Source organism: Pseudomonas fluvialis (assembly GCF_014207935.1).
In the GTDB taxonomy this organism is placed as follows: domain Bacteria; phylum Pseudomonadota; class Gammaproteobacteria; order Pseudomonadales; family Pseudomonadaceae; genus Aquipseudomonas; species Aquipseudomonas fluvialis_A.
This window is the reverse complement of the sequence record NZ_JACHLL010000002.1, coordinates 440,307-466,680: the sequence shown is the minus strand read 5'-3', so window position 1 is coordinate 466,680 and position 26,374 is coordinate 440,307. Positions and strand designations below refer to the sequence as shown.

The window sequence follows — 26,374 nt, the reverse complement described above, 5'->3', positions numbered from 1 at the left end:
AGTATCCGTTAAAGGCGGGTGATGTTCAACACATCTCCCGACAAGCTGACATGCACGCTGCGCCCCCATTGCGGGTCGCGGCGCAGGTCCTCGGCGACCTTGTAGATTCCGGCGATGGAGAGCATTTCCGCGCCCATCTGCTGGCAGAAAATCTGCGCGCCTGTGTCGCCCTTGACGCCGGCCAGGGCACGGCCGCGCATGGGGCCGTAGATATGGATGTTGCCATCGGCCAGCAGCTCGGCGCCGGCGCTGACCGGGCCGAGTACCACCAGATCACCATCGGCGGCATAGATCTGCTGGCCGCCACGGACCGGGTGGTTGATCACCTTGCTCGGCTTGCGTTCCGGCTCTTTGGGTTTTTCCGGCTCGGCCGGGGCGACCGCTTCGGCAGCCGCCTGGCGGGCCTCGACCAGTTCGATCAGTTTTTCCCGCGCCCCGGACGGCGGCAGCACCGGTAGCTCAAGGGCGCTGGCGGCGGCGATGTCTTCCTCGCGTCCGGCGCGCAGGGCCAGGGTGCGCAGGCCGTGTTTGCCGCACAGTTGCATCAGGGCGGCCAGGTCGATCTGGCCCTCAGCCTCGGGCAGCTTGTCCACGGCGATGATCAGCGGGATGTTCTCGAAGAAGGCCGGGGCTTGCGCCACCTTTTCTTCCAGCTGGCGATCCAGGCGGGCCAGGTCGTTATGGCTGAGCTCGAGAATGGTGGTGGCCAGCATGCTGCCCTTGAGCAGGAATACGGGGTCTTGGTCGAGAAGGTCTGGCTGGCTCATGGATCGCCCATCGGTACAAATGGCCACGACTTATAACCAGAAGCCCTGTCGGTCGCAAGCCATGTAGAATGCGCGCCTTTGTCGTCTTTTCGGATTTCGTGATGGATCGTCCGGCTTTTCGTATCTATTTCCTGCATCCGCGTTTCTGGCCGCTATGGCTGGGAATGGGGTTGCTCTGGCTGGTGGTGCAGTTGCCGTATCGCTGGCTGCTGGCGCTGGGACGCGGTCTGGGCTGGCTGATGTATCACCTGGCGGCATCGCGGCGACACATCATCGAACGCAATCTGGAACTGTGCTTTCCCGAGTTGTCCGTTGCCGAGCGACAGCGTCTGCTGCGGGAAAACTTTGCTTCCACCGGCATGGCATTTTTTGAAACGGCCATGGGTTGGTTCTGGTCGCGGAAGCGTCTGGCCGGGTTGGGCCATATCGAGGGGCTGGAGGTGCTCAGGCAGGCTCAGGCCGAAGGGCAGGGCGTGATCCTGATGGCTGTGCACTTCACCACGCTGGAAATCGGGGCGGCGCTGCTTGGGCAGGTGCAAACCATCGATGGCATGTATCGCGAGCACAAGAATCCGGCGTTCGACTATATCCAGCGCCGCGGCCGCGAGCGGCATAACCGTGACGCGACGGCCATTGAGCGTGACGATGTGCGTGCCATGCTCAAGGTACTGCGCAATGGCCGGGCGATCTGGTATGCGCCGGATCAGGACTACGGCGCACAGCACAGCGTGTTTGTGCCGCTGTTTGGCATCCAGGCAGCCACCGTCACCGCCACCACCAAGTTTGCACGGCTGGGCAAGGCCATCGTGGTGCCCTTTACCCAGAGTCGTCTGCCGGATGGTCAGGGCTATCGGCTGACCATTCATCCGCCGCTGAAGGATTTTCCCGGGGAGAATGAAGAGGCGGACTGCCTGCGCATCAACCAGTGGATCGAACAGGTCGTCCGCCAGCAGCCCGAGCAGTACCTGTGGGCGCACCGGCGCTTCAAGACCCGCCCGGCCGGTGAGGCAAAGCTGTACCGCAAGAAAGGCTAGGACGGCGACGCCAGGGGGCTTGGCTATACTCGCGGCATAGCACAAGGAAATGCCCGACGTGACAGACAGCCCCAGCCAAGGTCGTTCCATAACCGGCCTCATCCTCTCCGGTGGTGGTGCCCGCGCCGCCTATCAGGTCGGCGTGCTTGCAGCCATTGCCGACCTGCTGCCGGATGCCGCGCACAATCCCTTTCCTGTCATCGTCGGTACCTCGGCTGGTGCCATCAATGCCGTCGGCCTGGCCTGCGGTGCCCTGCATTTCACCGAGGCGATTCATCGCCTGACCCAGGTCTGGCAGGGCTTTCACACCCACAATGTGTACCGCAGCGACTGGGCCGGCGTATTGCAGCAGAGCGCGCGTTTCGTCGGTCACAGCATGCTTGGCCTGGGTGGCGACGTGCCGGTGGCGCTGCTGGATAACGCGCCGCTGCGCGAGCTGCTCAGCCGCGAGCTGGATTTCTCCGGAATTGCCGCGGCCGTGGCGCGGCGGCGGTTGCGGGCGGTTGCAGTGACGGCCTTTGGTTACGAGTCGGCCCAGGCGGTGACGTTCTATCAGGGGCGTGCGGCGATCGACCCATGGTTCCGCCATCGTCGGGTCGGGGTGCCGACCCGTCTGGGTATCGAGCACCTGATGGCCAGCGCGGCCATTCCGCTGATTTTTCCGCCGGTGCGGGTCAACCGCGAGTATTTCGGCGATGGTGCGGTTCGCCAGTCGGCGCCGATCAGCCCGGCGTTGCACCTGGGTGCGACCCGTGTGCTGGTCGTGGGGGTGAGCAATAACGCGCGGACCAGTGCCGAGACGACGCAGCGCAACCAGACCGGCAAACCGCCGACCCTGGCGCAGATCAGCGGGCACATGCTCAACAGCACCTTCATCGACAATCTGGAAAGCGACATCGAACTGCTGGAGCGCATCAACCATCTGGGGCGGCTGGTGCCGCCGGATGCCCGCAGCAAGGGCCTGGGCAGCAAGCCAGTGGATGTGCTGGTGATCTCGCCCAGCCGGCCGCTGGATCAGATCGCCGCGCGCCATCGGCGGGAGTTGCCGGCTGCCCTGCGCCTGTTCCTGCGCGGGCCGGGGGCGACGCGGGCGAGTGGTGCCGGGGTGCTCAGTTACCTGCTGTTCGAGCCGGGTTATTGCAACGAGCTGATCGAACTGGGCTATCAGGATGCCATGGGGCAGAAAGACGAGCTTTGCCGTTTTCTCGGCCTGCAACAGATGCCGGCGCCGGTGATCAATCTGGGCGTGGAGCCGCGGGTGGCCGAGAGCCCGCTGCAGAATGTTGCCGAGGCCATGAACCCCGGCGCTCGCTGAGTCATTCGGCGATCTGCAGGTCTCGTGCCTTGCTGTAGACGTAGCGCAGCTTCACATACTCGAACGGGCTGTTCAGCTGGCCGTAACGCAGCGGTGTGCTGTAGCGCTTGTCGATAGCGCGCAGCAGGGTGATTTCCGGGTGATCGCTGCTGACCTCGGCCACATTGAGAAAATTCACCTGACTCTCGGCGGCGAAATCCACCACCAGACCGCCGGTGTCGCGCAGGTTGGACGGGCCCAGTAGCGGCAGCATGACGAACGGGCCGTCCGGCATGCCGTAGAAGCCCAGGGTCTGGCCGAAATCCTCACTCTGCTTGTCCAGGCCCATGCGGCTGGCCGGGTCCCACAGACCGAATACACCGATCGTGGTGTTGAACAGCAGGCGACCGGTGATCTCCATCGAACGCTTGCCCTTGAGCTGCAACAGGCTGTTGAGCAGGTTGGGGACGTCGCCGAGGTTGCTGAAGAAGTTGCTCACGCCAGTTCGTACAAGGCCCGGAGTGACTTTCTCGTAGCCGCGCACCACCGGCAGCATGACCCACTGATCGGCGCGGTAGTTGAAGTGGTAAACGCGCCGGTTCCACGATTCCCAGGGGTCGTAGATATCCAGAGCGTCGAGGGTCGAGCGTTCGAACTCGCGCTGGTCCAGCGCCGGATTGATCTTCAGGTGCTCCAGCGGACGGGTGTAGCCGTCTGCGTCGGCGCCATGTTCGGCCTGGGCCAGCGGTGCGGTCAGGAGCAGGGCGAGGAAAAGGTACTTAGCCACGGAAGAACTCCAGCATTGCTTGGCTGTTGTCGCGGTAGTCCATATTGCCGCAGTGGCCGCCGCGCGGATAAAGGGTCAGGCGTTCGCCGAAGGTGCGCTTGAGAAAACCGAGGTCGCCAGGGCCGAGGATCAGGTCGTCGGCGTTGTGCATCACGGCGATCTTCGGTGACTGGCGCAGGTAGTCTTCCAGGGCGTACAGGCTGGTCTGCTGGATCAGCATCTGCAGGCCGCTACCGTCGTATTTCTTACGCCAGAACGGGATCAGCTGCTCGGTCATGTAGCAGTCGAAATCGCAGAGCAGGGCGCGCTTGTAGAAGGGCGTCAGGTTGGTGCCATCGTCGAGCGGGTAGTGCGGCGGGGTGATGAAACCGCGCTGGTTGATCAGGTCGGAGGTGAAGGCGATGTCCGAGGCGGTGAAGCGGAACGACGAGCCGATCAGCATGGCCATTTCTTCGTTGGACAGGCGTTCCTTCGATTCCTGGAAGTCGTAGAGCAGGGCGTCATCCATCTGGATATGGCCCTTGTCCTGGAAGTAGTGGGTGAGCTTGCCCAGTAGCGATTCGAAGAAGCTGCCCTGGTTGCGCACGGCCGGCACTTCACTCTGCACCAGCAACTGCAGATTGCTCACCGAGGTGTACAGGTTGACCGGTGGATTGATCAGCAGCACGCGCTTGAAGTTGAACACCCGCTCCTGTTCGTCGAGATGGCTGACGAAGGCCGAGTCGAGGCCGCCCAGGCTGTAGCCGGTCAGGTAGAACTCGGTGATTTTCAGGCTCTCCTGCTGCTCGCGAATGGCGACCATGGCGCGGTACAGGTCCTTGGCATCCTCCACGCTGAAGCCCGGCGTGGCATGGCGCGAGGCGGCGGCCATGAAGTCGTAGCTGGTCGGCGAGGAGAGTTGCACCACGTGGTAGCCGGCGCCGTAGTACAGGCGCTTGAGGAACTCCATCTTGCCGCCGCTGTAGTGCCCGCCGGTGCCGGCAATGATGAAGATCAGCGGCGCCGGGCCAGCCTGACGGGCCAGGCGGTAGCTCAGGCGTTTGACCGGCCAGAAGTTGGACGGCAGCTTGGCTTCGCGCTGGGGCAGCAGATTGAGGCTGTAGTCGCCCTGGTCGATATCGTCGTCGCTGGGCAGCGCCGGGCGCAGCTCCGCCGGGGTGCCGGCGATGGTGGCTTCGAATGGATTGTCGATGGGAAAACCATAGGCGGCAGGCGCAGAAGTTTCTGCTGCGGCCATCAGGCTCAGGCAGCTGGTGACAGCCAGTGCTGCGAGGCGCAGGTAAAGGGGCATGGTGATCCTCCGTGATAGAAGGGCGCAGTGAACCTGCTCTGGTGTTCCGGCGCAAGTGGGAGGAGGGTGGGTTTAACGCATGTCTGCGGTTTGCAGTGGCGTGGTCGCCCGGTATCCTTGGCGCCCGTTGCATACCGCCCCGCCACCCCCGGAGTTATCGCATGACCCGCCGTTCCGCTCTGATCCTTCTGCTCCTCGTGCCACTGTGGCTGGCCGCCAGCTATGGCGTGCGCTTTGCCCTGATGGAGGATGCCAAATGGGTCGGGCTGTGCGTGGAGCAGGCCGGGCTCTGGCAGTGCGAGGTGCGGGCTGCGCTGGGCCTGCTGATTCACTTCCGGGTGATTGCCGGCGCGGCGCTGCTGGCCTCCCTTCTTGCCTTCTTCCTGCCGCGCGCAGCTGGCTGGTGGCTGGCTGTGCTCGGCCTGTTTCTCGCCTTGCCGGCACTGGTGCTGTACAGCGCCAGCCTGGCGGTCTTTGCCGTGGTGCTGTCGGGCCTGCGCCTGGTGCGCAAAGCCTGATCAGCGATCCCGAATTTCCGACTGGCGCAGCAGTAGTGGGTTGAGCCCTGCCTCATGCAGTCGCTGGCTGACCTGTTCGGCATAGCCGGGGTCGGCGAAAGGTGAGACATAGACCTGCTGGATCAGCAGCGGCAGGTCGATCCGCACGTTGCGCCCCTGACTGGCATCGAAGGGGGCATGCTGGCCTTTGGGGCGATTGTCCTGGCCATCGAGGATGAACAGGCGCAGTTCCTTTTCGAAATCGTAGAACGGCTTCTTGGTGGTGATCACCGCCAGGCGTTCCGTCTGCGCCACAGTCAGATGCCGCCGGTATTGCACCTTGGCCAGGTAGAAATCCTGCGGGTAGTCATCGTCACCCTGCAGCAGGGCGCGGCGCAGGCTGCTGACCGTACTGCGGATGGCCACGCCGTTGCGCTCGCCGCCCAGGTAGATCTTCCACAATGCGTAGGATTCGTGGGCGCTGAGCGACCAGCAATTGACCAGCACCTGCTCCTTGAGCGGGTTGCACTCCCAGTGAAAGGCCGCCAGTGCGGCCTCCAGACTCTGCCCCTGCAGGCCGCTGGCGGCCAGTTCATCGCGCTTGGCCTTGAGCGTGCTGGCCGGAATCGACACTTCGTACTGATCGGACAGGCGGCTGGCGTTGGGGAAGAACAGGGCGCGGTCCTGCAGCAGTTTCTCCAGCTTCCACTGCGCCATGTAGCGCCAGACGGCCGCGTTGCCGTGGGGAGTTTCCAGATGCGGGTCTTGCAATGCTTTCATGCTGCATCCTTGCAGGGAAAGGCTCAGCTGCGCGCGGCGCTGACGCCTTCGAGGGTGGCGAACGAGGTGTCCTTGGCGGTGAGCAGGAAGTCGCGCATGAACGGCGCGTCGAGCATGTCGGCGCGGATGCCGGCATACAGGGTGGCGAACAGGCCCTTGTCGCCGAGACGTTTGGCGGTCACGTAGCCGCGCGAGCTGTACTCATGCAGCGCCCAGTTGGGCAGGCCGCAGACGCCCCGGCCGCTGGCCACCAGCTGCATCATCATCACTGTCAGTTCCGAGGTGCGCACCTGTGCCGGTTCGACGTCGGCCGGCTCAAGGAAGCGGGTGAAGATATCCAGCCGGTCGCGCTCCACCGGGTAGGTGATGAGGATTTCCCGCGCCAGGTCTTCCGGCACCACGTAGGGCTTGCTGGCCAGCGGGTGCTGATTGGCCACCGCCAGCATGGCCTCGTAGGTGAACAGGGGCACGTAGGTGATGCCGGGCATGTCCACCGGGTCGGAGGTGACCACCAGATCCAGGTCGCCGCGGGCCAGCGCCGGCAGCGGAGCGAAGGAGAAGCCCGAGGCCAGATCCAGCTCCACCTCCGGCCAGGCATCGCGGAACTGGTCGATGGTCGGCATCAGCCACTGGAAACAGCTGTGGCACTCGATGGCCATGTGCAGTCGCCCGGCCGTTCCACCGGCCAGCCGGGCCAGGTCGCGTTCGGCGGCGCGCAGCTGGGGCAGCAGGCTGTCGGCCAGTTGCAGCAGGCGCAGGCCGGCGCTGGTGAAGCGCACCGGCTTGGTCTTGCGGATGAACAGCGAAAGGCCCAGCTGGCTCTCCAGCTCCTTGAACTGGTGCGACAGCGCCGACTGGGTCAGGTGCAGGCGCTCGGCGGCTTCCACCAGGCTGTCGGCCTCGCGCAGAGCGTGCAGGGTTTTCAGATGGCGCAGTTCGAGCATGTCAGGCCTCGGTGAGTAAAACTTATGGCTTTTCGCGATTGAGGTGAGTTTCCTTCAAGATGGCCGGGCTGTCGAGCGCTTGCCCGAAGCCCTGCTCTGGGCCAGCATGCGGGCCTGTCCGTTTCCGGAGTCGTCCATGCGCCGTCTGCCTTCGCTTACCGCCCTGCGCACCTTCGAGGCCGCCGCCCGCCATGCCCATTTCGGCCGTGCGGCGGCCGAGCTCTGTGTGACCGACAGTGCGGTCAGCCACCAGATCCGCCAGCTGGAGGAGCAGCTCGGTACGCCGCTGTTCGAACGGGAGGGGCGGCAGGTGCGCCCGACGCCGGCCGCGCGGCGCCTGCTGCGCAGCCTGCAGCAGGCCTTCGAGCTGATCGGAGAGGCTTGCGACGAGCTGCGCGACCCCGGTTCCCAGGCGCAGCTGCGCATTGCGGTGACGGTGGAGCTGGCGCAGAAATGGCTGATCGGCCGGCTGGCCGACTTCACCGAGCGTCACCCGCAGATCACCCTGCACCTGCATGAGCAGCCGTTGGAAGCGGCGCTGCCGGGGGCCGAGATCGACCTGGCGATCACCTACGGCACCGGCCCCGAGGATGCCAGCGCCTACTTCGTGCGGCCGCTGCCAACCCTGCAGTTCTTCCCGGTGTGCAGCCCGGGGCTGTTCAACCAGCAGCCGCTCAAACACCCGCGCGATCTGGCCCGCCATTGCCTGCTGCACGACGACCAGGACGGCAAGACCTGGACCGCCTGGCTGACTACCCATGCCGGCGACATCCAGCCGGTGCGCCATCTGTACCTGGGCCATGCCGGGCTGACCATGGAGGCCGCCGCGCGCGGGCAGGGCGTGGCCATCGGCGACAACCTGACCAGCGCCGAGGACCTGGCCAGCGGCCGTCTGGTGCGGCCGTTCGCTGCGCAGGTGGCGTCGCTCGGGCAGTACGCGCTGGTCTGCGAACGCCTGCGGCTGGACAAACCGGCGGTGGCGCAGTTCATTGAATGGTTCACTGATCAGTTGGTTGATCTGTGAATTGAATTCAATGGTTCCGCGATAATGGTCATTGGTCGCGGACGCTCTGGCGCGGGTACTGTCGGCTCATCCAACCGCCACCGATGAGTCCCCTGCAATGGCCCGTACCCTGACTTCCCTCCCCAAAGCCGACGGCTTCCGCCTGCCCGGCGAATTCGAACCCAAATCCCGCTGCTGGCTCGGCTGGCCGGAGCGCCCGGACGTGTGGCGCAACGGCGGCAAACCGGCGCAGAAGGTCTGGGTCGAAATTGTCACCGCCATCGCCAGCAGCGAGCCGGTCACCGTCTGCGCCTCGGCGGCGCAGTACGCCAATGCCCGCCGCCAGTTGCCGGGCCATGTGCGGGTGGTGGAAATGACCTGCAACGACACCTGGTTCCGCGACAGCGGCCCGGCCTTTCTGCTCAACGACGCGACCGGCGAGGTGCGTGGCGTGGACTTCGAGTTCAACGCCTACGGCGGCCTCGATGGCGGTCTCTATTACCCTTGGGACAAGGACGATCAGATCGCCCAGAAGATCCTCGAGATCGAGGGCTTCGACCGCTACCGCACCCCCTTCATCGCCGAGATGGGCGGCATCCAGAGCGACGGCCAGGGCACCCTGCTGACCACCGAGCAGTGTCTGCTCAACCGCAACCGCAACGCCCACCTGGGCAAGGATGAGATGACCCGGCGCCTTTCGGACTACCTGGGCGCCGAGCAGGTGATCTGGCTGCCGCGCGGCTGCAAGTTCGATGAAACCGACGGCCATATCGACGACCTGGCCTGCTTCGTCCGCCCTGGTGTGGTGGTGATGCAGTGGACCGACGACCGCAGCGACCCGCAGTGGGAAATCTACCAGGAGGCCTACGACATCCTGCGCAGCACCCGCGATGCCCAGGGCCGCGAGCTGGAGATTCACAAGCTGCCGCAGCCGCGCGTGCTGGAGTGGACGGCGGAAGAAGCCGAGGGCCTGGACCAGGATGACGCCACCCACACCCGTCAGGCCGGCACGCAGATCTGCGCGTCCTACATCAACTACTACGCCGGCAACTCGGCCATCGTCGTGCCGCTGTTCAACGATCCGAATGACCGCATCGCCCAGGCGACCCTGGCCGAGCTGTTCCCCCAGCACCGCATTCTCGGCATCCAGAATTCGCGCGAGATCCTGCTCGGTGGCGGTAACGTCGCCTGCATCACCTCGCCGCAATACGCCGCGCCCAAGCGCTAGGAGGCCACCATGAAACTGCCCGCCTCATGGCTGGCCCTGGCGTTGTCCGTCTGCGCGTGTGCGCAGGCGGCCGAGCCCGCCAGACAGGTCAACCTCTATATCTGGAACGAGTACCTGGCGCCGGACACCCTGTCGTCCTTCGAGCAGAAGACCGGCATCAAGGTGGTGGTCGATCACTTCGACTCGCTGGAAACGGTGGAAACCAAGCTGCTCACCGGCCGCAGCGGCTACGACCTGGTGCTGACCGCCGGCCAGCATCTGCAGCGGGCCATTCAGAGCGGTGCGCTGCAGCCGCTGGACAAGGCCGCGCTGCAGCACTTCGCCGGCATCGGGCAGGAGTTTGCCAGGCACATGGCGGCCTTCGACCCGGGCAACCGCTATGCCGGCATCTACCTGTGGGGTACCACCGGCTTCGGCTATCAGCAGGAGGCCATCGCCAAGCGCATGCCCGAGGCACCGGTGGACAGTTGGGCCATGCTGCTCGACCCACAGGTGGTGGCGAAGTTTGCCGACTGCGGGGTGAGCTACCTCAACGATCCCAACGAGGTGTTTGCCGCTGCCTTCCGCTACCTCGGGCTGGATATCAATAAGCAGAACCTGGATGACCTGAAAAAGGTCGAGGCACACCTGGCTCAGGTGCGGCCGCATATTCGCTACTTCGACAATGACCGCAACATCGCCGATCTGGCCAACGGCGACACCTGCCTGGCGATGTCGTGGAACGGCAACGTCGGCATCGCCGCCGGCCAGGCCCAGCAGGCCGGAAAGCCCTATTCGCTGAGCTACAGCATCCCGCGCGAAGGGGCGCTGATCTGGTTCGATGCCATGGTCATTCCCAAGGATGCGCCGCATCCTGAGGCGGCGCTGGCGCTGATGGATCACCTGATGACCCCCGAGGTGATCGGGGCCATCACCAACACGGTGTTTTATGCCAACGCGGTGCCGGCGGCGGACAAGACGGTCGATCCTGCCATTCTGGCCGACCCCGGCACCTATCCGCCGGCCGAGGTGCGGGCCACGCTCTACACCAAGAATGACAATGGCAAGGCGTTCAACCGGGCGCTGACGCGGGCATTCAGCCGGTTCAAATCCGGGACCTGATGCGTGGGAGGGGCGCCGCTAGGCGCCTCTTTCATGAATGAAACTTGAGTTAATCAAGAATTTATTGAGTTTGTCTCACTTTGTCTGGCTGCCGAGAATGTCGCCATCCACAGACAAGGAGAGACACCCATGGCATTGGCCCACAACCTCGGTTTCCCGCGCATTGGCCGCGACCGCGAATTGAAGAAGGCGCTGGAAGCCTACTGGAAAGGCGAGCTGAACGAAGCTGGTCTGCGTGACGTGGGCGCCCGCCTGCGCGCCGAGCACTGGCAGCTGCAAAAGGATGCCGGTATCGAACTGCTGCCGGTCGGCGACTTCGCCTGGTACGACCAGGTGCTGACCCACTCGATGATGTTCGGCGTGATTCCCGAGCGTTTCCGTCCCCATGCCGGACAGCCGACGCTCGACACCCTGTTCGGCATGGCGCGGGGAGTCTCTGGAAACAAGAGTACGCAGGACAGCTGCTGCGGCGGTGCGCATGCGCAGCCCGCCTTTGCACAAGAGCTAACCAAGTGGTTCGACAGCAACTACCACTACCTGGTCCCCGAGTTCACCGCTGACCAGCAGTTCGCCCTGAGCTGGGAGCAGCTGTTCGAGGAAGTGAAGGAGGGCAAGGCTCTCGGTCACAACCTCAAGCCGGTGCTGATCGGCCCGCTGACCTACCTGTGGCTGGGCAAATGCAAGGGTGAAACCAACAGCTTCGACAAGCTTGACCTGCTGGAGCGCCTGTTGCCGGTCTACGGCGAGATTTTCCAGCGCCTTGCAGCCCAGGGCGTCGACTGGGTGCAGATCGACGAGCCGATCCTTGCGCTGGATCTGCCACAGGACTGGAAGAATGCTTTCGAGCGAGCCTACAACCTGTTGCAGAAGGAGCCGGGTCGGAAGCTGATCGCCACCTACTTCGCCGGCCTTGAAGATAATCTGGGGCTAGCCGCCGGCTTGCCGGTGGACGGTCTGCACATCGATCTGGTGCGCGCGCCGGAGCAGTTCCCGGCCATTCTCGATCGTCTGCCGGCTTACAAGGTGCTGTCGCTTGGCGTGGTGGATGGCCGCAATATCTGGCGCACCGACCTCACGCAGGCGCTGGAGGTACTGCAGCAGGCCCACGAACGCCTGGGCAGTCGCCTGTGGGTCGCGCCCAGCTCTTCACTGTTGCATGTGCCGGTGGATCTGGAGCGCGAAACGGGGCTGGATGCCGAGCTGAAAAGCTGGCTGGCCTTCGCCGTGCAGAAGTGCCGCGAAGTGGCGGTGCTGGCGCGTGCTCTGAATCAGCCGGACGCCACCGATGTTGAGCATGCCTTGGCGCTGAGCCGTGCGGTTCAGGCCAGTCGCGCCGCTTCGCCACGCATCCACAAACCGGCGGTACAGAAACGTCTGGCCGCCGTTACCGCCCGGGACAGTCAGCGCCAGTCTCCGTTCGCCGAGCGTATCGCCAGGCAGCGGACGCTGCTCAACCTGCCGCCATTCCCCACCACCACCATCGGCTCCTTCCCGCAAACCTCGGCCATCCGCCTGGCGCGCCAGGCGTTCAAGGCCGGCAAGCTGTCCCAGGCCGAATACACCGAGGCGATGCACAGCGAGATCCGCCACGCGGTGCAGGTACAGGAGCAACTGGGCCTGGACGTACTGGTGCATGGCGAGGCCGAGCGCAACGACATGGTCGAGTACTTCGCCGAGCAGCTCGACGGTTATGCCTTCACCCGCTTCGGCTGGGTGCAGAGCTACGGCTCGCGCTGTGTGAAGCCGGCGATCATCTATGGCGATTTGTCCCGTCCGCAGCCGATGACGGTGGACTGGATCAGCTACGCCCAGCGCTGCACCGACAAGGTGATGAAGGGCATGCTGACCGGACCTGTGACCATGCTGATGTGGTCCTTCCCGCGCGCGGACATCTCCCGCGAACAGCAGGCGCGCCAGCTGGCACTGGCCATCCGTGACGAGGTGGTGGATCTGGAAGCGGCCGGCATCAAGATCATCCAGATCGATGAAGCGGCTTTCCGCGAGGGCCTGCCGCTGCGCCGCGCCCAGTGGCAGGGCTATCTGGACTGGGCCACCGAGGCCTTCCGCCTGTGCGCCTCGGGCGTGCGCGACGAGACGCAGATCCATACCCACATGTGCTACAGCGAGTTCAATGACGTGATCGAGTCCATCGCCGCCATGGATGCCGACGTGATCACCATCGAGACCTCGCGCTCGGACATGGAGTTGCTGGATGCCTTCGAGCGCTTCGAGTACCCCAACGAGATCGGCCCGGGCGTCTACGACATCCACTCGCCCCGCGTGCCGGACAGCGCCGAGATGGTGCGTCTGATGAAAAAGGCTGCCCGTCGGGTGCCGGCCGAGCGGCTTTGGGTCAACCCGGACTGCGGTCTGAAGACCCGCGCCTGGCCGGAGACCGAAGCGGCGCTGGTGAACATGGTGGCGGCGGCCCGTCAGCTGCGCGCCGAGCTGGCCTAGGTTCAGGCTGTCTGGCTGGCGAGTTGCTCTTGCAGGTGATCCAGTGCGCGTTCACCGCTCTCGTCAGCCTGGCTGTGCCGGGCTTTCTCCAAGGCCTGGCAGAGCGACTGCAGGGCATTGAGCAGGGACCAGAACTCGGCGGAGTTGCCGGCCATGACGAAGTGCACGGCCGCTTCACGCAGGGCCTGGGCAAAGGCGGGCAGGTCGCCGGCATCGAGAGGTTGCATGAGCTCGGCGTGCAGGGCCGATGGCAGTGCCGGCGTGCCCTGTTCGGCCATGAACAGCTCGGCACGGGTCAGCAGCAGGTCTGACAGGTGTTCGATCCGGCGCGCATGCTTGCGGTAGAAGTCCATCGTTTTGCCCTGTTACGGTCCGGCGCTCGGCGCCGGCCTGCGGGGTTCGAGTTATCGGCGGCTGTGCCGCTCTGCATTCTGTTGCCGTGGTCGGCATCAGGCTGGATTGTGTGATCTGTGTCGCAAAAAATCCAGCGTTGTGCTGCCTTTACTCGCCCATTACTCCTGAACGGCTTCCTGCTGGCGAAACAACAGGACCTTGAGGGCGCTGTCCGGGTGGATGTCGGCGAACTCCGGCGGGTTGTCCAGACGCTCGATAAAACGCAGTCCCGGTGCCTCGCGGGCCATGCCGTCGATGAGAAAGTCCGGGCCGATGTCCGGGTCGTTGACGCAGGCCAGCACGCTGCCGCCGGGGCTGAGCAGTTCGGGCAGGCGGCGCAGGATCTTCTGGTAATCCTGAGTCAGGGCGAAGCTGCCTTTCTGGAAGGTGGGCGGGTCGATGATGATCAGATCAAAGGGACCGTCCTTGCGCAGCTTGCCCCAGGACTTGAACAGATCGTGGCCGAGGAAGCTGACCCGGCTGAGGTCCTGCTGGTTCAGTCGGTGGTTGTCGCGGCCACGGCTGAGGGCAGCGCGGGCCATGTCCAGATTGACCACCCGGCTGGCGCCGCCGGCCAGCGCCGCGACCGAGAAGGCGCAGGTGTAGGCGAACAGGTTGAGCACACGGAGCCCGTCGGCATTGGCCTGAACCCACTGGCGGCCCAGGCGCATGTCGAGGAACAGGCCGCTGTTCTGCTTGCTGCCCAGATCGAGCAGGTAGCGCAGGCCGTTCTCGCTGATCTGCCAGTGTTCTACTGCCTCACCCAGCAGCCATTCGGCGCTGTCCTGCTGACGGTAGCGGTGCTGCAACAGCAGGGTGTGGGCGCCGCTGGCCTGCCAGGCAGGCGTTTGCGTCAGCGCCAGCAGCATTTGTCTGAGCGCGGTCAGGTCGGCGCTTTCCGGCTCGCGGAACAGCGCCACCAGAACGATGCCCTGCAGCCAGTCCACCGTGATCTGCTCCAGTCCCGGCCACAGCCTGCCACGGCCGTGGAACAGGCGGCGGGTTTCGCCGGGCGGCGAGGCGAGGGCCTGGCTGAGGTGTTGCTGCAGGGTGGTGTAGGCAGTGCTGGACATGGCGGTCGGGTCGACAGAGTTGGGGCGTGGATTCTACTGGGCGAGGGCACGGCGTGCTTGTTGAAACTGGGTAGCGGGGCAAGCTTGGGCCGAGTCACGACCGTTCGGCGGGCTTCATCAAATTGTCACGGCTTTGTGGCAGCGCCGCGGCGGGCCTTTGGCCAGACTTGCCGCTTGCCGTAATGCTCCGCTCTGGATGGACTCCCCATGCGCTGGTTACTCCTTATCGTCGCCCTCTGGGGCGCATCGGCGGCTATTGCCGCCTCACCCTGTGATACCCGTGCCCCTACAGCCATGGCTGAGCTGGGAGAGGTGCGCCTGGCCTACCAGAGTATCGGCCGCGACAGCGATCCGGCCCTGCTGCTGGTGATGGGCCTGGGCGGGCAACTGATCGACTGGCCGGACGAGGTGCTGGGCAGCCTGTGTCAGGCCGGCTGGCGGGTGATTCGTTTCGATAACCGTGATGTCGGCCTGTCGCGTCTCAAGGGGGAAGAACCTAAGGCCAGCCTCACCTATGCGGCCATCCGCTACCGCCTGGGCTTGCCGGTCGAGGCGCCGTATCACCTGCGCGACATGGCAGCCGATGGCCTGCAGTTGATGGACGAGTTGGGCATCGAGCAGTTTCATCTGCTCGGCGCCAGCATGGGCGGGATGATCGCCCAGCACATGGCCGACCTGGCTCCCGAGCGGGTGCGCAGCCTGACGCTGCTGATGACCAGCAGTAGTGCCCAGGGCCTGCCGGCGCCCCGGGCGCAGTTGCTGGAGTTGCTGGCGCGGCGTGAAGCGCCCAATCGTCAGGTGGCACTGGAGCAGCAAGCCGATCTGCTGGCCGCTCTGGGCAGTCCGCAGGTGCCGGATGACCGCGCCGCGCTGTTGCGTCAGGCGGCGCGCAGCTACGACCGCGCGCACTACCCGCAGGGCATCCAGCGCCAGTTGCTGGCCGTGCTGGCCGAACCCAGCCGTGTCGAGTTGCTCAACCGCCTGCGCGTGCCGACCCTGGTGGTGCACGGTACCGCCGACCCGCTGTTGCCGGTGATGCACGGGGTGCATGTGGCGGCGCATATCCGTGGCAGCGAGCTGGTGCTGATTCCCGGGCTGGCCCATCGCTTTCAGAGTGCCTTCAAGCGTCCTCTGCTGCAGGCTGTGCAGGCACACCTGGCGGCGCAGGAGGTGCAGGCCCCGCAACTGGCAGGGCGGTTGGATGGCGAGGCCGTCTGGGTACAGTAGAGAGCTGTCCGGTTGGTCAGGATAGTTACGGATTTGCGACATGCGCTTTAGCCTGGCGGACGCGCTTCCCGCCGGTACATGCCCGGCGCCGGGCCTTGCAGTAAGGTGGCGGCCTTCGCCGCCGGCTCCGGTCGTTGGCCCCCTCGCTGTCGTGGTAAATCCTCTATGCATCGCCTCAATCGTTTCGATCTGCTCGCCCTGGGCTTCATGACCTTTGCCCTGTTCCTCGGCGCCGGCAACATCATCTTCCCACCCAGTGCCGGCATGGCCGCCGGCGAGCAGGTTTGGAGCGCCGCGCTGGGCTTTCTGCTGACCGGTGTCGGCCTTCCCCTGCTGACCGTGGTAGCGTTGGCCCGCGTTGGTGGCGGCCTGGACAAACTCACTGCTCCGCTGGGCCGCCGCGCCGGCCTGTTGTTTGCGGTGGTGGTCTATCTGGCCATCGGCCCGCTGTTCGCTACGCCCCGTACCGCGGTGGTGGCCTTCGAGATGGGCATGGCGCCGTTCAGTGGCAACAGCCAGCTTGCGCTGGGGTTGTACAGCCTGGGGTATTTCGCCGTGGCGCTGTTTCTCGCGCTGAATCCGGGTCAACTGGTCGACCGCATCGGCAAGTGGATCACCCCGGTGCTGCTGGCCGCGCTGCTGGTACTGGGCGGGGCGGCCCTGCTCGCGCCGGCCGGAGCAGTCGGCGAGAGTGCCCAGGCCTATCGTGAGGCGCCGCTGTTGCAGGGCTTCCTGCAGGGCTACCTGACCATGGATACCCTCGGCGCTCTGGTGTTCGGCATCGTCATTGCCACCGCCATCCGCGACCGTGGTGTGCGCAACGAGGCGCTGATCACCCGCTATGCCATCAGCGCCGGGCTGATCGCCGCCGTCGGCTTGTCGTTGGTCTATCTCGCGCTGTTCTACCTGGGTGCCACCAGCCAGGGTATAGCCGGTGACGCACAGAATGGCGTGCAGATTCTCTCCAGCTATGTGCAGCACACCTTCGGCATGGCCGGCAGCCTGCTGCTGGCGGTGGTCATTACTCTGGCCTGCCTGACCACTGCTGTAGGCTTGCTCACGGCCTGTGGCGAGTTTTTCAGCCAGTTGCTGCCGCTGTCCTACCGCACGGTGGTCATCGCTCTGGCATTGTTCAGCCTGCTGGTGGCCAACCAGGGCCTCACCCAACTGATCAGCGTGTCGGTGCCGGTGCTGGTTGGTCTGTACCCGCTGGCCATCGTGCTGGTCGGCCTGAGCCTGGCGAGCAGCCTGTGGTGTGAGCCGCGCCGGGTGTTCATCCCGGTCATGGCGGTGACCTTGCTGTTCGGCCTGTTCGATGGCCTGGCGGCGGCGGGTCTCAAGTCCTGGGTGCCGGCTGCCATCGGCCAGCTGCCACTGGCCGGCGACAGCCTCGGCTGGCTGCTGCCGGTGGGCTTGACCCTGCTGGTGGTGGCCGTCTTCGATCGCCTGCGCGGGGTTCCCGGACTGCAAGTGGAGTAGCGCTGCAAGGGCTCTTCATGTTGATAAAACGGCCTCCCGAGTGAGGCCGTTTTCTTTGGCGTCGGCTTGATCTGGCTCTATTGTCAGGGCAGCGGGCGCCGCCACAGAATGGCTCAGCAGTCGCCGGGCCAGCGCCCGGTATCCTCCTTCGCGCAGTCGGCCCACGGGAAGTTCATGAGAGCACTCGACCCACTCGCACTGCAGGCGCTCAAGGATGTTCCGCGCGCCCAGTTCGTCGCCTCGCCGGATCTCAGCGCCCAGCTGTCCGGCCACAGCATTCCCTCGACCCTGGTGGTGCGTACGCTGCTGGGTTATCTGCCGGCGCTGACTGGCAATGAGCAGGTACTGCTGATCGGCGCCGGCTCCGGCTACCTGGCCGTGGTCCTGTCGCGTCTGGTGCGTCAGGTGCAGGTGATCGAGAACAACCCGCAGATCCTCGCCATTGCCCGGGCCAATATCGCCAAATTCATGCCCGGCAATCTGCACCTGCACAGCGGCGACGGGCGTCAGGGCCTGCCTCAGCTGGCTCCCTATGACCTGATCATCAGCAGCTGCGAGCTGAGTACCGCCGAGTCGCTGCTGCCCCAGCTAAGCCCGCAGGGCGCCATCTATTACCTGGGAACGCGCAACGGCCCCTGGGCCAACCTGATGCTCTGTCGCACCGACGAGCAGGGAAGGGCACAGATCAGCAAGCTGGGGCTGATCGATTTCAGCCGTGACTCGTCGGAGGCGCTGATCGACCTCGGTCTGGTGGACGAGATGGTGGTCGAGGTGGCGCGTGCCGAGGCGCGGCTGCTGAAGAAACCGGTGCTGCATTCGATCCTGCGCCATGTCGACATCGACAACATCAACACCTACAAGGCCCTGGCCCAGCGTCTGGGTATCCGCTTCGCCGAGGCCGACGAGCTGTTCAAGGAGCTCGATAAACAGTTTTTCCTGAGCTTTTCGCGCACCTTCCTCGATCACCATCGTCTGCTGCCGGTGTGCAAGCGCGATGGCCGCCTGGTGATCGCCTCGGACAACCCGGACGTGAAGAGCGAGCTGCTCGAACAGATGCACCCCTGCACCGGCGTGGACAAGGTGCTGGTGACCAGCAACGACTTCCGCCGTCTGTGGTCGGTGCTCAACATCAGCGGCAAAAGCGATGGCTATGTGCCGCCGCCGCAGCAGGCGCTGGCCGGTGAGGCGGAGGCCTTCGCGGCTGATCTGGACAATCAGGTCAGCCCCTATCTGGTGGCCATCTACGAGGCGATCCTGTTCGATGCCGTGAGCGAGAAGGCCAGCGACGTGCACATCGAGCGCTACCAGCAGCGTGTGCGCATCCGCCTGCGGGTTGATGGCGATCTGTACGACCTTCACCACTACCAGCTGACGCCGGCGGAGCTGGCCGGGGTAATCAACGTGATCAAGACCCGCGCCCAGCTGGACATCGCCGAGCACCGCCTGCCCCAGGGCGGGCGCTCGCGGCTGAAGGTCGGCGAAACCAGCTACGACCTGCGCATCCAGACCCAGCCCTCGCTGCATGGCGAGCATGTGGTGATCCGCCTGCTGCCGCAGAGCGGCCATGCCCTGACGCTCAAGGACCTCGGCCTGTCGCCGGGGCTTACCCGCCAGTACCGCCGGCTGCTCGACAACCCCTCGGGGCTGGTGCTGATCGTCGGCCCGACCGGCTCGGGCAAGACCACCACGCTGTCGGCGGGCCTGCAGGAACTGGCCGATGACGGCACGCGCAAGGTGATCACCGTCGAGGACCCGATCGAATACGCCATCGACAACATTCAGCAGACCCGCGTACGCAACAACATCGGCTTTACCTTTGCCGATGCCATGCGCAGTTTCGTGCGTCAGGACCCGGACGTGATTCTGGTCGGCGAGATCCGCGACGGCGAAACCGCGCTGGAAGCGGTGCGCGCCTCGCAGACCGGCCATCTGGTGCTCTCGACCCTGCACTGCAACGACTCGGTGGATGCCATCCAGCGCCTGTTCGACCTCGGCCTGCACCGTAATTCGCTGGCCAGCGAGCTGCTGGCGATCATGGCCCAGCGCCTGGCCAAGCGCATCTGCCCGGACTGCAAGGTGCCCGCCGAGCCGGACCCGCAGATCCTCCGTGAGCTATTCCCTCAGCAGGTGCCGGACAACTTCCGCTGCTTCGTGGGCAAGGGCTGCCCGCAGTGCAACGGCCGCGGCACCCGTGGGCGCACGGCAGTGGTGGAGTTTCTGCAGATCAACGGCGAGCTGCGTGATGTCATCAGCCGTCAGCCACCACTCGGCGAGTTGCGTTGGCGGGCGCTGGATGCGGGGCTGGTGACCATGCGCGACAGCGCCCTGGAACTGGTGCTGCAGGGCGTGATTCCGCTGTCCGAGTTGCCACGCATCCTCCCCGAGGAACGCCTGGCGCCCGAGCCGCGTGGCGGCATCAGGAGCAGTGAATGAGCGAGTCAAGCAAGAAGGTTCAGCGGGTTCCGGCCGAGGTGCGTTTTGCCGAGGAGCTGCGGCGCCTGGCCGAAACCGACAGTCATGAGGTGCCACCGGGCTGGCGTCTGTCGCCAATTGCCGTGGAGCGTTTTATCGATGGTGCGCCGGAGCTGGGTATTGCGCGCAAGTTCGTTGGCGAAAGCGGCCAGCTGCGCCGCACCATCATTTCCCTGTGCGCCAACCGCAGCTGCCTGCTGACCGGCGAACCGGGCACGGCCAAGTCCTGGCTGTCGGAATTGCTGGCGGCGGCCATCTGCGGCAACTCGACCCTGACCATTCAGGGCAACGCCATCTCCAGCCTGCAGCAGATGCTCTACAGCTGGAATCCCGGTGTGCTGGCGCAGCATGGCCCCTGTCCCGAGGCACTGGTGCCGGGGCCCTTGTACCGGGCGATGCAGACCGGCCAGCTGCTGCGCTTCGAGGAGCTGACGCGCTGCCCGCTGTCACTGCAGGATTCGCTGCTGGCGGTGCTGTCCGAACGCATCATCCTGATCCCCGAGCTGGCCGGCGAGCACGGCATCCTCTATGCACGGCCGGGCTTCAACCTGATCGCCACCAGCAACAACGTCGACGAAGGCATCCACAGCATGAGTGCGGCGCTCAAGCGCCGGCTGAGCTTCGAAACCATCCGCCCGATTGCGCGTATCGAGGATGAAATCGGCGTGGTGCAGACCGAGCTGCGCCAGTTGAACAGCAATCTGGGCCTTAATATCGAGCCCGACGCCGACATTATTGAGGTGCTGGTGACCCTGTTCCACGAGCTGCGCAGCGGTCAGAGCCTGGACGGACGCAGCACCCACCGCATGGCCGGCGCGGCGCTGTCCACCGCCGAGGCCATCCACGTGGCGCACGCCATGTGCGTGCATGCCCACTACTACAGCAACGACCAGATGCGCGCCGAGGACCTGGTGCACTTCATCATCGGCACCGCGCTGAAGGACAAGCCCGAAGACCGCCGCCGCCTGAAGTACTACTTCGACAGCGAGATCAGCCAGCGCCAGGATGCCAAGTGGCAGCAGGTGTATGCCCAGCGGCATCTGCTCTAGTCAGGCAACCTAGGGCAGTAAATTGGTTTGTCACGAAATGCCTGCCAGGCTCGTTGCCAGCCTAGATGATGATTTACACCCGGCAGCAGGTGGAACTCTCTGCACTGTGCAAGATCGGTTTTGCGCAGAGCTTCAAGGCTGAGTGTTGGTGTGATGGTGCGATCGTCCTTGCCGATCAGGTGACGCTGAGGCAATTGGCGAATGCGCGGGCTGGCCAGGGGAGGCGAGGTTGGTGATCCCAGCGCACTCAAACCCTGCGAGGTTGCCCACATCTGTGGGTCCAGGTTTCCAGCCAGGCTCTGTACTACACGCACATCCATTCGCTGTTCGGCCAGCAGCAGGGCCATGGTGGCGCCACCCGAGTAACCGACCAGTTCGAAATCATGATTGCCCAACCGAGCTTTGATCTTATCGAGCGCGGCGGACTGGCTGTCGACAATCGTCTGGGCGAAGCGGTCATGGGTCCACCAGTGGGGCTTGCAGTCGTGGCTTGCAAGGTACTGACAGGGGCGAGCCAGATAGACGCTGGGCCGAGGGTCGTCTCGAACAAGATCGAGCACCATGGAGTTGCGTGGGGTCGGGTTCTGGCTGGGGCGGTCGCGGAGTATCCAGGCGCGGCCGTCGCCTTCCAGATAGACCCTCAATGTGCCACTCACAGACTGACGCGGCAGCAGGGCCTGCAAGTCGAAGTCGCCGGCCTGCAGCGTCACGGCTACATGCCGGGCGTCGTCGGGCGGGGAGGGGAGCTGCTGACAGCCGCTAAGCAACCCGGCCAGGGCCCAGGTCAGTGGGCCGGGCCGGGGCCGGCGGCGGTCAGAAGTCGTAACGCAGCTTCGCGCTGAGGGTGTCCGACGAGAAGTCGGCCTTGCCCAGGTAGTCATAGCCCAGTCCAAGGGTCACCGCGCCCAGCTCGTAGTCGACGCCCAGGCGCGCCTCGTAGCTGTCGCGGGTCGGTTCGCTGCCGCTGGTGATGAAGGGACTGCCACCGACCAGGAAACTGCTGCTCTGACTGCCCTGGTCGGCGATCAGGTCGTGCCAGGCCATCAGCGTCAGCTGTGGCTTGAGCTGGCCTTCGCCCAGAGGCAGCAGGCCGGCCAGGCGGATGCCGGCGCCCAACTCGCCCGCCTCGAAACGCTGGTCATCCACGGCCAGTGCGGCGGATGAACCGTGCTCGCGGTAGCTGTCGCTGTCGATGCGGTTGTAGCGCGCGCCCAGGCGCGGCTCCAGTTCCAGGTTCGGTTGCAGCGGGTAGCGATAGCCACCGATCAGCGCGGCGCCGTACAGCTGGCTGTCGTAGTCGCCCTCGGCGCGGGTGCTTGCGACATGGCGGGTGGAGTCGTTGTCGGCCAGGCCCAGGCTGAGGTTGCCGTCGACGAACCAGGCCAGCTGCTCCCAGCTGCCGTAGAGGCTGAGGCTGTGGGCGTCGCTCTCGGTCTTGCTGCTGGCGCCGTGGATGTCGCTGTCCAGATAGCTGTAGGCCAGGCCCAGGGTGGCTTGCTCGTTCAGCTTGCCGTCGGCGCCGACCAGGATGCCCTGGCTGTCGGCATCGTAGCCGCTCACGCCGCCACGGCTGCTCTGGTCGGCATCGCTGTCGAGCAGAGTCACCCAAGCGCCGGTCTCGCTCAGACCGTCGCCCGACGACATCCCTTGGCGCAGCTGGCTGCCTCGCTGCTGAAGGCTGCCGGCCAGCAGATTCTGATTGCCGATATGCGTACGGAAAGTCCCGCCACTGGCGTCGGGCGTCAGTTGGGAGGCGAGCCCCAGCAGCTGTTGCGAACTCCCTTCGGTGAAACGCTGGAACAGCGGGTCATTTGAGTCCAATTGGCCGAGCACCGCGCCATAGAAGGCGCCATAGGCCGGCAGCACATTGCCGGGCGCGCCCAGGCCGCGCAGTTGCTCGGTGGCCTCGGCGGTGGAGAGGCCGCCGACCGTGGCCAGCACCTGATCACCGCTGACGCTGTAGCCGTATACGCGTAGCAACTGACTGAGGCTGCCCACGCTGAGGCCCCTGTCAAGAATGCTGTCTGCTTCCACCAGGGTCAGTTGGCGTGGTGCACCAAAGCGGAAATCCTCGCTGACCGGCTTTAGGCGGATTTGCGAGTTTTCGGCGAAATCGGCCTGGCCGTCGATGGCGAGCAGGGCCGTATTACTGTCGGTGTCCGGTGCAATCGAAAGGTCCAGGGTGCCGGAGGTCAGCAGGGTCAGGTCGCCGCGTAGCTGGGTATGGGGGGAGCCCAGTTCGGCCTGTCCGACGCTGACCTCTCGCGCTTCTATCAGCGAGCTATCGAGCCGGGTGCCTGCATCGATGCTCAGCAGGTTCAATCCCAGCAGATCGCCCTGCACCAAACTGCGGGTCAACTCGACATCGACATTGCCGGCGCCCTGGATGGCCGCCTGCTGGCTGAGCAGCATGCTGTTGTTGGCCTGGATTCGCACCCAGGGTGAGCTGCCCAGGTAACTGTCTGGAGTGGCGCCGACCTCTATGGCATTGCCCTCGGCCAGAGTCAGCCCCCATTCACTCCGGATGACCAGGCCGCTGCTGGAAGCATCGTCAATGGGGTGGCCCGATCCGACTCGGATGGCCGTCGCGTTATCGCCTCTGGCCGTGATGCTGCCGAATTCGTTGAGCAGCTCGCCGACCAGCGCGGGATGGTCGATGACCACGGCCGCGCTCTCGCTGCCTTCGCTCTCGATATGGCCGTGGTTGGTGATGCTGCCGGTCGGGTCACTGATACGGTAACGGGACGTTTCAATGGTGATGGCTTGGCTGCCTGCGCCTTCGGCTCTGATCAGGCCGTTATAGTCATTGAGCAGTACGCCATTGCCCATAGTGCTGATGGCATGGCTAGCGTCCCCGGTGGCGAGGATTAGCCCCTGATTGTTGAGACGGTACGAGGAGACAACACTTCGCGAGAAATCGAGTGCCTGGCTGGCAGTGCCTGTTGTCTGAATTCTGCCGTTGTTGTCCAGGCTCTCGATGGAGCAGCCATAGCCACACTCGAGTGCGGATGATTGGTCGCCTTCGGCTTCGATGACTTCGTTGTTTATCAGCCTTGCATCGCCTAGCAGGAAGCTTTCCAGGCGAATTGCCGCCGACTCCTCCCCGCTGGCTTTGATCAGCCCGTTGTTGGTGAGTTCACCAGACATGGAAAACAGGTGCCAGCCAATAAATGGCATCCCCAGATGCAGTGCAGTGCTGCGCGCCCCTTGGCTGATAATTTGGCCGTCATTCTTTATGTCACTGATGTAGATGTACTGCAGTAATGCTGAGTTGGATAGGTGTAGTGCACTCGAGTCATCTGCGTTGCTTAGCAGGTTGGCTTGATTATGAATATTCCCGATCGAGCGGCCTAACCACCAGTGGACGGTATCAAGAGTCAGGGCAGTATCAGTCCCAGAAGCCCAGCCGGTTATCACCAGTTCCTCGGGGTAATCGGGAACGGATGTGGTCAATGAGGGGCCGCTGAGCTCCAGTGTGGCGGCCGAAAGCGGCTGGCTGGCCATGATGGCTAAGCTGAGTAGCGACTTGCTAAAGCGGGAGAGGGCCATGAACGCTCCTTGTCGGGCCTGAAGGTGGATGATGGCTGTGCCCTTGTAGGGCGACTTATTCATGAGGCCGCCAATCCTACCCGATCACAGCGTTGGCTCAATCTCATCGTGCCTAACTTTCGAGTGGGCTTAATTCATAGAAAAAAGCCCCGCTCGGGCGGGGCTGAAGGGGACTTGCTCGGGTGCGCTGTCAGGCCGCGTGGGCGTCCTGGGGGCTGTGTGGGTGCTGCTGCAGGTAGGCGGTCACCTGGCCTTGCTGAGCCGGGGTGAGGAACAGGCCGAGTTTGCTGCGGCGCCAGAGGATGTCTTCGGCGCTCTGTGCCCATTCCTCCTGACAGAGGTAATCGACTTCGCGGGCATACAGGCCGCCGCCCAAGTGCTCACCCAGATCACTGAGGTGGCGGACGCCTGCCAGCAGCCGCTCGACACGGCTGCCGTAGCAGGTGCTCCAGCGCCGCGCGAGGCTTTCGGGCAGCCAGCTGTAGGCCTGGCAGAGGCTGTCGGCCAGTGCCTGCACTGATGTCATCTGTTCGCCGCCCGGCAGCGGAGCGCTGGCCGTCCAGCTGTCGCGCATGCCGGGGAAGAAGGGCGCCAGTTGGGCCAGTGCCGCTTCGGCCAGTTTGCGGTAGGTCGTCAGTTTGCCGCCGAACACCGACAGCAGCGGGGCTTCCCCGGCATTGGCGGCGAGCGCCAGGGTGTAGTCGCGGGTGATGGCCGAGGGTTCGTCGGATTCGTCGTCGCACAGCGGGCGCACGCCGGCGTAGGTATGCAGGATGTCGCTGCGTTGCAGTTGCTGGCGAAAGTGAGCGTTGCTGATCGCCAGCAGGTAGTCGATTTCCTCGTCGCTGATCTTCACCTCGGCCGGGTTGCCCTGGTATTCGCGGTCGGTGGTGCCGATCAGGGTGAAACGCTCCAGGTAGGGAATGGCGAAAACAATGCGGCCGTCCTCGTTCTGCAGGATGAACGCCTGCTCACCCTCGAACAGGCGCGGCACGATGATGTGGCTGCCCTGGATCAGGCGGATGCCATAGGGCGAGCTTTGCTTGAGGTCCTCACGGATGAAGCGTGCCACCCAGGGGCCGGCGGCATTGACCAGTGCGCGGGCACGGATCGACAGCAGGCTGCCATCGGCCCGCTCCAGATGAATGTGCCACAGGCCCTTGCTGCGCCGGGCGCTGACGCAGCGGGTGCGGGTGTGGATGTGCGCGCCATGCTCGCGGGCGCTCATGGCGTTGAGTACCACCAGACGGGCATCGTCGACCCAGCAGTCGGAGTATTCGAAGCCGCGGTTGATCTCGCTCTTGAGAGGGCTGTCGGCGCCGAAGCGCACGCCGCGCGAGCCTGGCAGCTTCTCGCGCTTGCCCAGGTGATCGTAGAGGAACAGGCCGGCGCGGATCATCCAGGCCGGGCGCAGGTGCGGGCGGTGCGGCAGGATGAAACGCAGTGGTTTGACGATGTGCGGGGCCTTGGCCAGCAGCACTTCGCGCTCGGCCAGGGCTTCGCGCACCAGGCGGAACTCGTAGTGCTCCAGGTAGCGCAGGCCGCCGTGGATCAGTTTGCTGCTGGCCGAGGAGGTGTGTTGCGCCAGGTCGTCCTTTTCGCAAAGAAACACCGACAGGCCACGTCCGGCGGCATCGGCCGCGATGCCCACACCATTGATGCCACCGCCGATCACCGCCAGGTCATAGATTTCGCCCAGAGGGGCGTTGAGGGTGGTCTGGCTGTGCATGGCGGAGTCCTCGTTTCGAAATCGATTTTCGAAATAGCTTATCGAAATCGAACTTTAATGTTCACTTTCGAAAATAGTCTAGGCGAAGCTGCGCCGTCTGACCAGTCATCTGGTCGGATTTTCGGTTGGAGGGGGAAGGGTGGCGTCAGAACCTGTTCAAAGTCTCGCGAGCTAGAGCCAGGCAAGGCGAAATTGGGCGAAGAAGCGCAGTTTACGAGCG

Annotated in this window: 21 protein-coding genes; 11 read left to right on the top strand and 10 right to left on the bottom strand. The window is 64.7% G+C overall.

The window, feature by feature from the left end; genetic code table 11:
- Window positions 1-8 precede the first annotated feature (8 nt).
- The gene (gene minC / locus HNP49_RS07190; protein ID WP_184681881.1) at window positions 9-767 is read right to left on the bottom strand and encodes a septum site-determining protein MinC; all 759 of its coding nucleotides are present in this window, start codon (window positions 765-767) and stop codon (window positions 9-11) included.
- Between the two features lie 101 nt (window positions 768-868).
- Here minC and HNP49_RS07185 point away from each other — a divergent pair, with 101 nt between their 5' ends.
- Both HNP49_RS07185 and HNP49_RS07180 read left to right on the top strand, forming a co-directional pair.
- Window positions 869-1,801, top strand: a complete 933-nt coding sequence (locus tag HNP49_RS07185) for a lipid A biosynthesis lauroyl acyltransferase (RefSeq protein ID WP_184681879.1) — start codon at window positions 869-871, stop codon at window positions 1,799-1,801.
- Between the two features lie 49 nt (window positions 1,802-1,850).
- Entirely contained in the window at window positions 1,851-3,116 is a 1,266-nt protein-coding gene (locus tag HNP49_RS07180) for a patatin-like phospholipase family protein (protein WP_184681877.1), read from the top strand.
- A gap of 1 nt (window position 3,117) precedes the next feature.
- Here the strand turns inward: HNP49_RS07180 and HNP49_RS07175 are convergent, their stop codons facing one another.
- Together HNP49_RS07175 and HNP49_RS07170 are read right to left on the bottom strand one after the other, a co-directional pair.
- Window positions 3,118-3,882 (bottom strand): VacJ family lipoprotein, encoded by a 765-nt coding sequence (locus tag HNP49_RS07175; RefSeq protein WP_184681875.1) that lies wholly within the window; start codon window positions 3,880-3,882, stop codon window positions 3,118-3,120.
- Window positions 3,875-5,173, bottom strand: a complete 1,299-nt coding sequence (locus HNP49_RS07170) for a serine/threonine protein kinase (protein ID WP_184681873.1) — start codon at window positions 5,171-5,173, stop codon at window positions 3,875-3,877. The genes HNP49_RS07175 and HNP49_RS07170 overlap by 8 nt, the downstream gene beginning before the upstream one ends.
- 161 nt (window positions 5,174-5,334) lie before the next feature.
- Between HNP49_RS07170 and HNP49_RS07165 the strand changes: the two genes are divergently transcribed.
- Entirely contained in the window at window positions 5,335-5,691 is a 357-nt protein-coding gene (locus HNP49_RS07165) for a hypothetical protein (protein WP_184681871.1), read from the top strand.
- Here HNP49_RS07165 and HNP49_RS07160 read toward each other — a convergent pair whose 3' ends face one another.
- Window positions 5,692-6,450, bottom strand: a complete 759-nt coding sequence (locus HNP49_RS07160) for a hypothetical protein (protein WP_184681869.1) — start codon at window positions 6,448-6,450, stop codon at window positions 5,692-5,694.
- Between the two features lie 23 nt (window positions 6,451-6,473).
- Entirely contained in the window at window positions 6,474-7,394 is a 921-nt protein-coding gene (gene metR, locus HNP49_RS07155; RefSeq protein ID WP_184681867.1) for a transcriptional regulator MetR, read from the bottom strand.
- A gap of 136 nt (window positions 7,395-7,530) precedes the next feature.
- Here metR and HNP49_RS07150 point away from each other — a divergent pair, with 136 nt between their 5' ends.
- The 4 genes from HNP49_RS07150 (at window position 7,531) to metE (ending at window position 13,183) form a co-directional block, all read left to right on the top strand.
- On the top strand, window positions 7,531-8,418 hold the full coding sequence (locus tag HNP49_RS07150) for a LysR substrate-binding domain-containing protein (protein WP_184681865.1): 888 nt from the start codon (window positions 7,531-7,533) through the stop codon (window positions 8,416-8,418).
- 97 nt (window positions 8,419-8,515) lie between these two features.
- Window positions 8,516-9,625 carry an agmatine deiminase gene (aguA, locus tag HNP49_RS07145; protein WP_184681863.1) on the top strand — a complete coding sequence of 370 codons (1,110 nt, stop codon included), beginning with the start codon at window positions 8,516-8,518 and terminating at the stop codon, window positions 9,623-9,625.
- Window positions 9,626-9,634: 9 nt separating this feature from the next.
- Window positions 9,635-10,726: an extracellular solute-binding protein gene (locus HNP49_RS07140; RefSeq protein WP_184681861.1), complete on the top strand. Its 1,092-nt coding sequence runs from the start codon at window positions 9,635-9,637 to the stop codon at window positions 10,724-10,726.
- A 129-nt stretch (window positions 10,727-10,855) separates the two neighbouring features.
- Window positions 10,856-13,183 carry a 5-methyltetrahydropteroyltriglutamate--homocysteine S-methyltransferase gene (metE, locus tag HNP49_RS07135; RefSeq protein WP_184681859.1) on the top strand — a complete coding sequence of 776 codons (2,328 nt, stop codon included), beginning with the start codon at window positions 10,856-10,858 and terminating at the stop codon, window positions 13,181-13,183.
- A 2-nt stretch (window positions 13,184-13,185) separates the two neighbouring features.
- Here metE and HNP49_RS07130 read toward each other — a convergent pair whose 3' ends face one another.
- Window positions 13,186-13,536, bottom strand: coding sequence for a hypothetical protein (locus tag HNP49_RS07130; RefSeq protein WP_184681857.1), 351 nt, complete (start codon window positions 13,534-13,536; stop codon window positions 13,186-13,188).
- A 159-nt stretch (window positions 13,537-13,695) separates the two neighbouring features.
- Entirely contained in the window at window positions 13,696-14,649 is a 954-nt protein-coding gene (locus tag HNP49_RS07125) for a class I SAM-dependent methyltransferase (protein WP_184681856.1), read from the bottom strand.
- A gap of 207 nt (window positions 14,650-14,856) precedes the next feature.
- On the opposite strand from HNP49_RS07125, the gene HNP49_RS07120 reads away from it, so the two are divergent.
- The 4 genes from HNP49_RS07120 (at window position 14,857) to HNP49_RS07105 (ending at window position 20,876) form a co-directional block, all read left to right on the top strand.
- Entirely contained in the window at window positions 14,857-15,876 is a 1,020-nt protein-coding gene (locus HNP49_RS07120; RefSeq protein ID WP_184681853.1) for an alpha/beta fold hydrolase, read from the top strand.
- A gap of 165 nt (window positions 15,877-16,041) precedes the next feature.
- Window positions 16,042-17,355: a branched-chain amino acid transport system II carrier protein gene (brnQ, locus tag HNP49_RS07115; protein ID WP_184681851.1), complete on the top strand. Its 1,314-nt coding sequence runs from the start codon at window positions 16,042-16,044 to the stop codon at window positions 17,353-17,355.
- A 174-nt stretch (window positions 17,356-17,529) separates the two neighbouring features.
- Window positions 17,530-19,788, top strand: a complete 2,259-nt coding sequence (locus HNP49_RS07110) for an ATPase, T2SS/T4P/T4SS family (RefSeq protein WP_184681849.1) — start codon at window positions 17,530-17,532, stop codon at window positions 19,786-19,788.
- A complete protein-coding gene (locus HNP49_RS07105) occupies window positions 19,785-20,876 on the top strand; it encodes an AAA family ATPase (RefSeq protein ID WP_184681848.1) in 1,092 nt (363 codons plus the stop codon). The genes HNP49_RS07110 and HNP49_RS07105 overlap by 4 nt, the downstream gene beginning before the upstream one ends.
- Here HNP49_RS07105 and HNP49_RS07100 read toward each other — a convergent pair.
- From HNP49_RS07100 to glpD, 3 genes are all read right to left on the bottom strand, one after another.
- The gene (locus tag HNP49_RS07100) at window positions 20,873-21,586 is read right to left on the bottom strand and encodes a S9 family peptidase (RefSeq protein WP_184681846.1); all 714 of its coding nucleotides are present in this window, start codon (window positions 21,584-21,586) and stop codon (window positions 20,873-20,875) included. The two genes, HNP49_RS07105 and HNP49_RS07100, sit on opposite strands and share 4 nt — an antisense overlap.
- A gap of 103 nt (window positions 21,587-21,689) precedes the next feature.
- Window positions 21,690-24,023, bottom strand: coding sequence for an autotransporter outer membrane beta-barrel domain-containing protein (locus HNP49_RS07095; RefSeq protein ID WP_184681844.1), 2,334 nt, complete (start codon window positions 24,021-24,023; stop codon window positions 21,690-21,692).
- 592 nt (window positions 24,024-24,615) lie between these two features.
- Window positions 24,616-26,154, bottom strand: a complete 1,539-nt coding sequence (glpD, locus tag HNP49_RS07090; RefSeq protein ID WP_184681843.1) for a glycerol-3-phosphate dehydrogenase — start codon at window positions 26,152-26,154, stop codon at window positions 24,616-24,618.
- Window positions 26,155-26,374 lie beyond the last annotated feature (220 nt).

Coding starts and splice junctions, on each gene's coding strand:
- HNP49_RS07110 (WP_184681849.1), top strand. CDS start 17,530: ATGAGAGCACTCGACCCACTCGCACTGCAGGCGCTCAAGGATGTTCCG.
- HNP49_RS07185 (WP_184681879.1), top strand. CDS start 869: ATGGATCGTCCGGCTTTTCGTATCTATTTCCTGCATCCGCGTTTCTGG.
- HNP49_RS07150 (WP_184681865.1), top strand. CDS start 7,531: ATGCGCCGTCTGCCTTCGCTTACCGCCCTGCGCACCTTCGAGGCCGCC.
- HNP49_RS07125 (WP_184681856.1), bottom strand. CDS start 14,649: ATGTCCAGCACTGCCTACACCACCCTGCAGCAACACCTCAGCCAGGCC.
- HNP49_RS07165 (WP_184681871.1), top strand. CDS start 5,335: ATGACCCGCCGTTCCGCTCTGATCCTTCTGCTCCTCGTGCCACTGTGG.
- HNP49_RS07160 (WP_184681869.1), bottom strand. CDS start 6,450: ATGAAAGCATTGCAAGACCCGCATCTGGAAACTCCCCACGGCAACGCG.
- glpD (WP_184681843.1), bottom strand. CDS start 26,154: ATGCACAGCCAGACCACCCTCAACGCCCCTCTGGGCGAAATCTATGAC.
- HNP49_RS07170 (WP_184681873.1), bottom strand. CDS start 5,173: ATGCCCCTTTACCTGCGCCTCGCAGCACTGGCTGTCACCAGCTGCCTG.
- brnQ (WP_184681851.1), top strand. CDS start 16,042: ATGCATCGCCTCAATCGTTTCGATCTGCTCGCCCTGGGCTTCATGACC.
- minC (WP_184681881.1), bottom strand. CDS start 767: ATGAGCCAGCCAGACCTTCTCGACCAAGACCCCGTATTCCTGCTCAAG.
- HNP49_RS07120 (WP_184681853.1), top strand. CDS start 14,857: ATGCGCTGGTTACTCCTTATCGTCGCCCTCTGGGGCGCATCGGCGGCT.
- HNP49_RS07105 (WP_184681848.1), top strand. CDS start 19,785: ATGAGCGAGTCAAGCAAGAAGGTTCAGCGGGTTCCGGCCGAGGTGCGT.
- metR (WP_184681867.1), bottom strand. CDS start 7,394: ATGCTCGAACTGCGCCATCTGAAAACCCTGCACGCTCTGCGCGAGGCC.
- aguA (WP_184681863.1), top strand. CDS start 8,516: ATGGCCCGTACCCTGACTTCCCTCCCCAAAGCCGACGGCTTCCGCCTG.
- HNP49_RS07180 (WP_184681877.1), top strand. CDS start 1,851: ATGCCCGACGTGACAGACAGCCCCAGCCAAGGTCGTTCCATAACCGGC.
- HNP49_RS07140 (WP_184681861.1), top strand. CDS start 9,635: ATGAAACTGCCCGCCTCATGGCTGGCCCTGGCGTTGTCCGTCTGCGCG.
- HNP49_RS07130 (WP_184681857.1), bottom strand. CDS start 13,536: ATGGACTTCTACCGCAAGCATGCGCGCCGGATCGAACACCTGTCAGAC.
- metE (WP_184681859.1), top strand. CDS start 10,856: ATGGCATTGGCCCACAACCTCGGTTTCCCGCGCATTGGCCGCGACCGC.
- HNP49_RS07095 (WP_184681844.1), bottom strand. CDS start 24,023: ATGTCTGGTGAACTCACCAACAACGGGCTGATCAAAGCCAGCGGGGAG.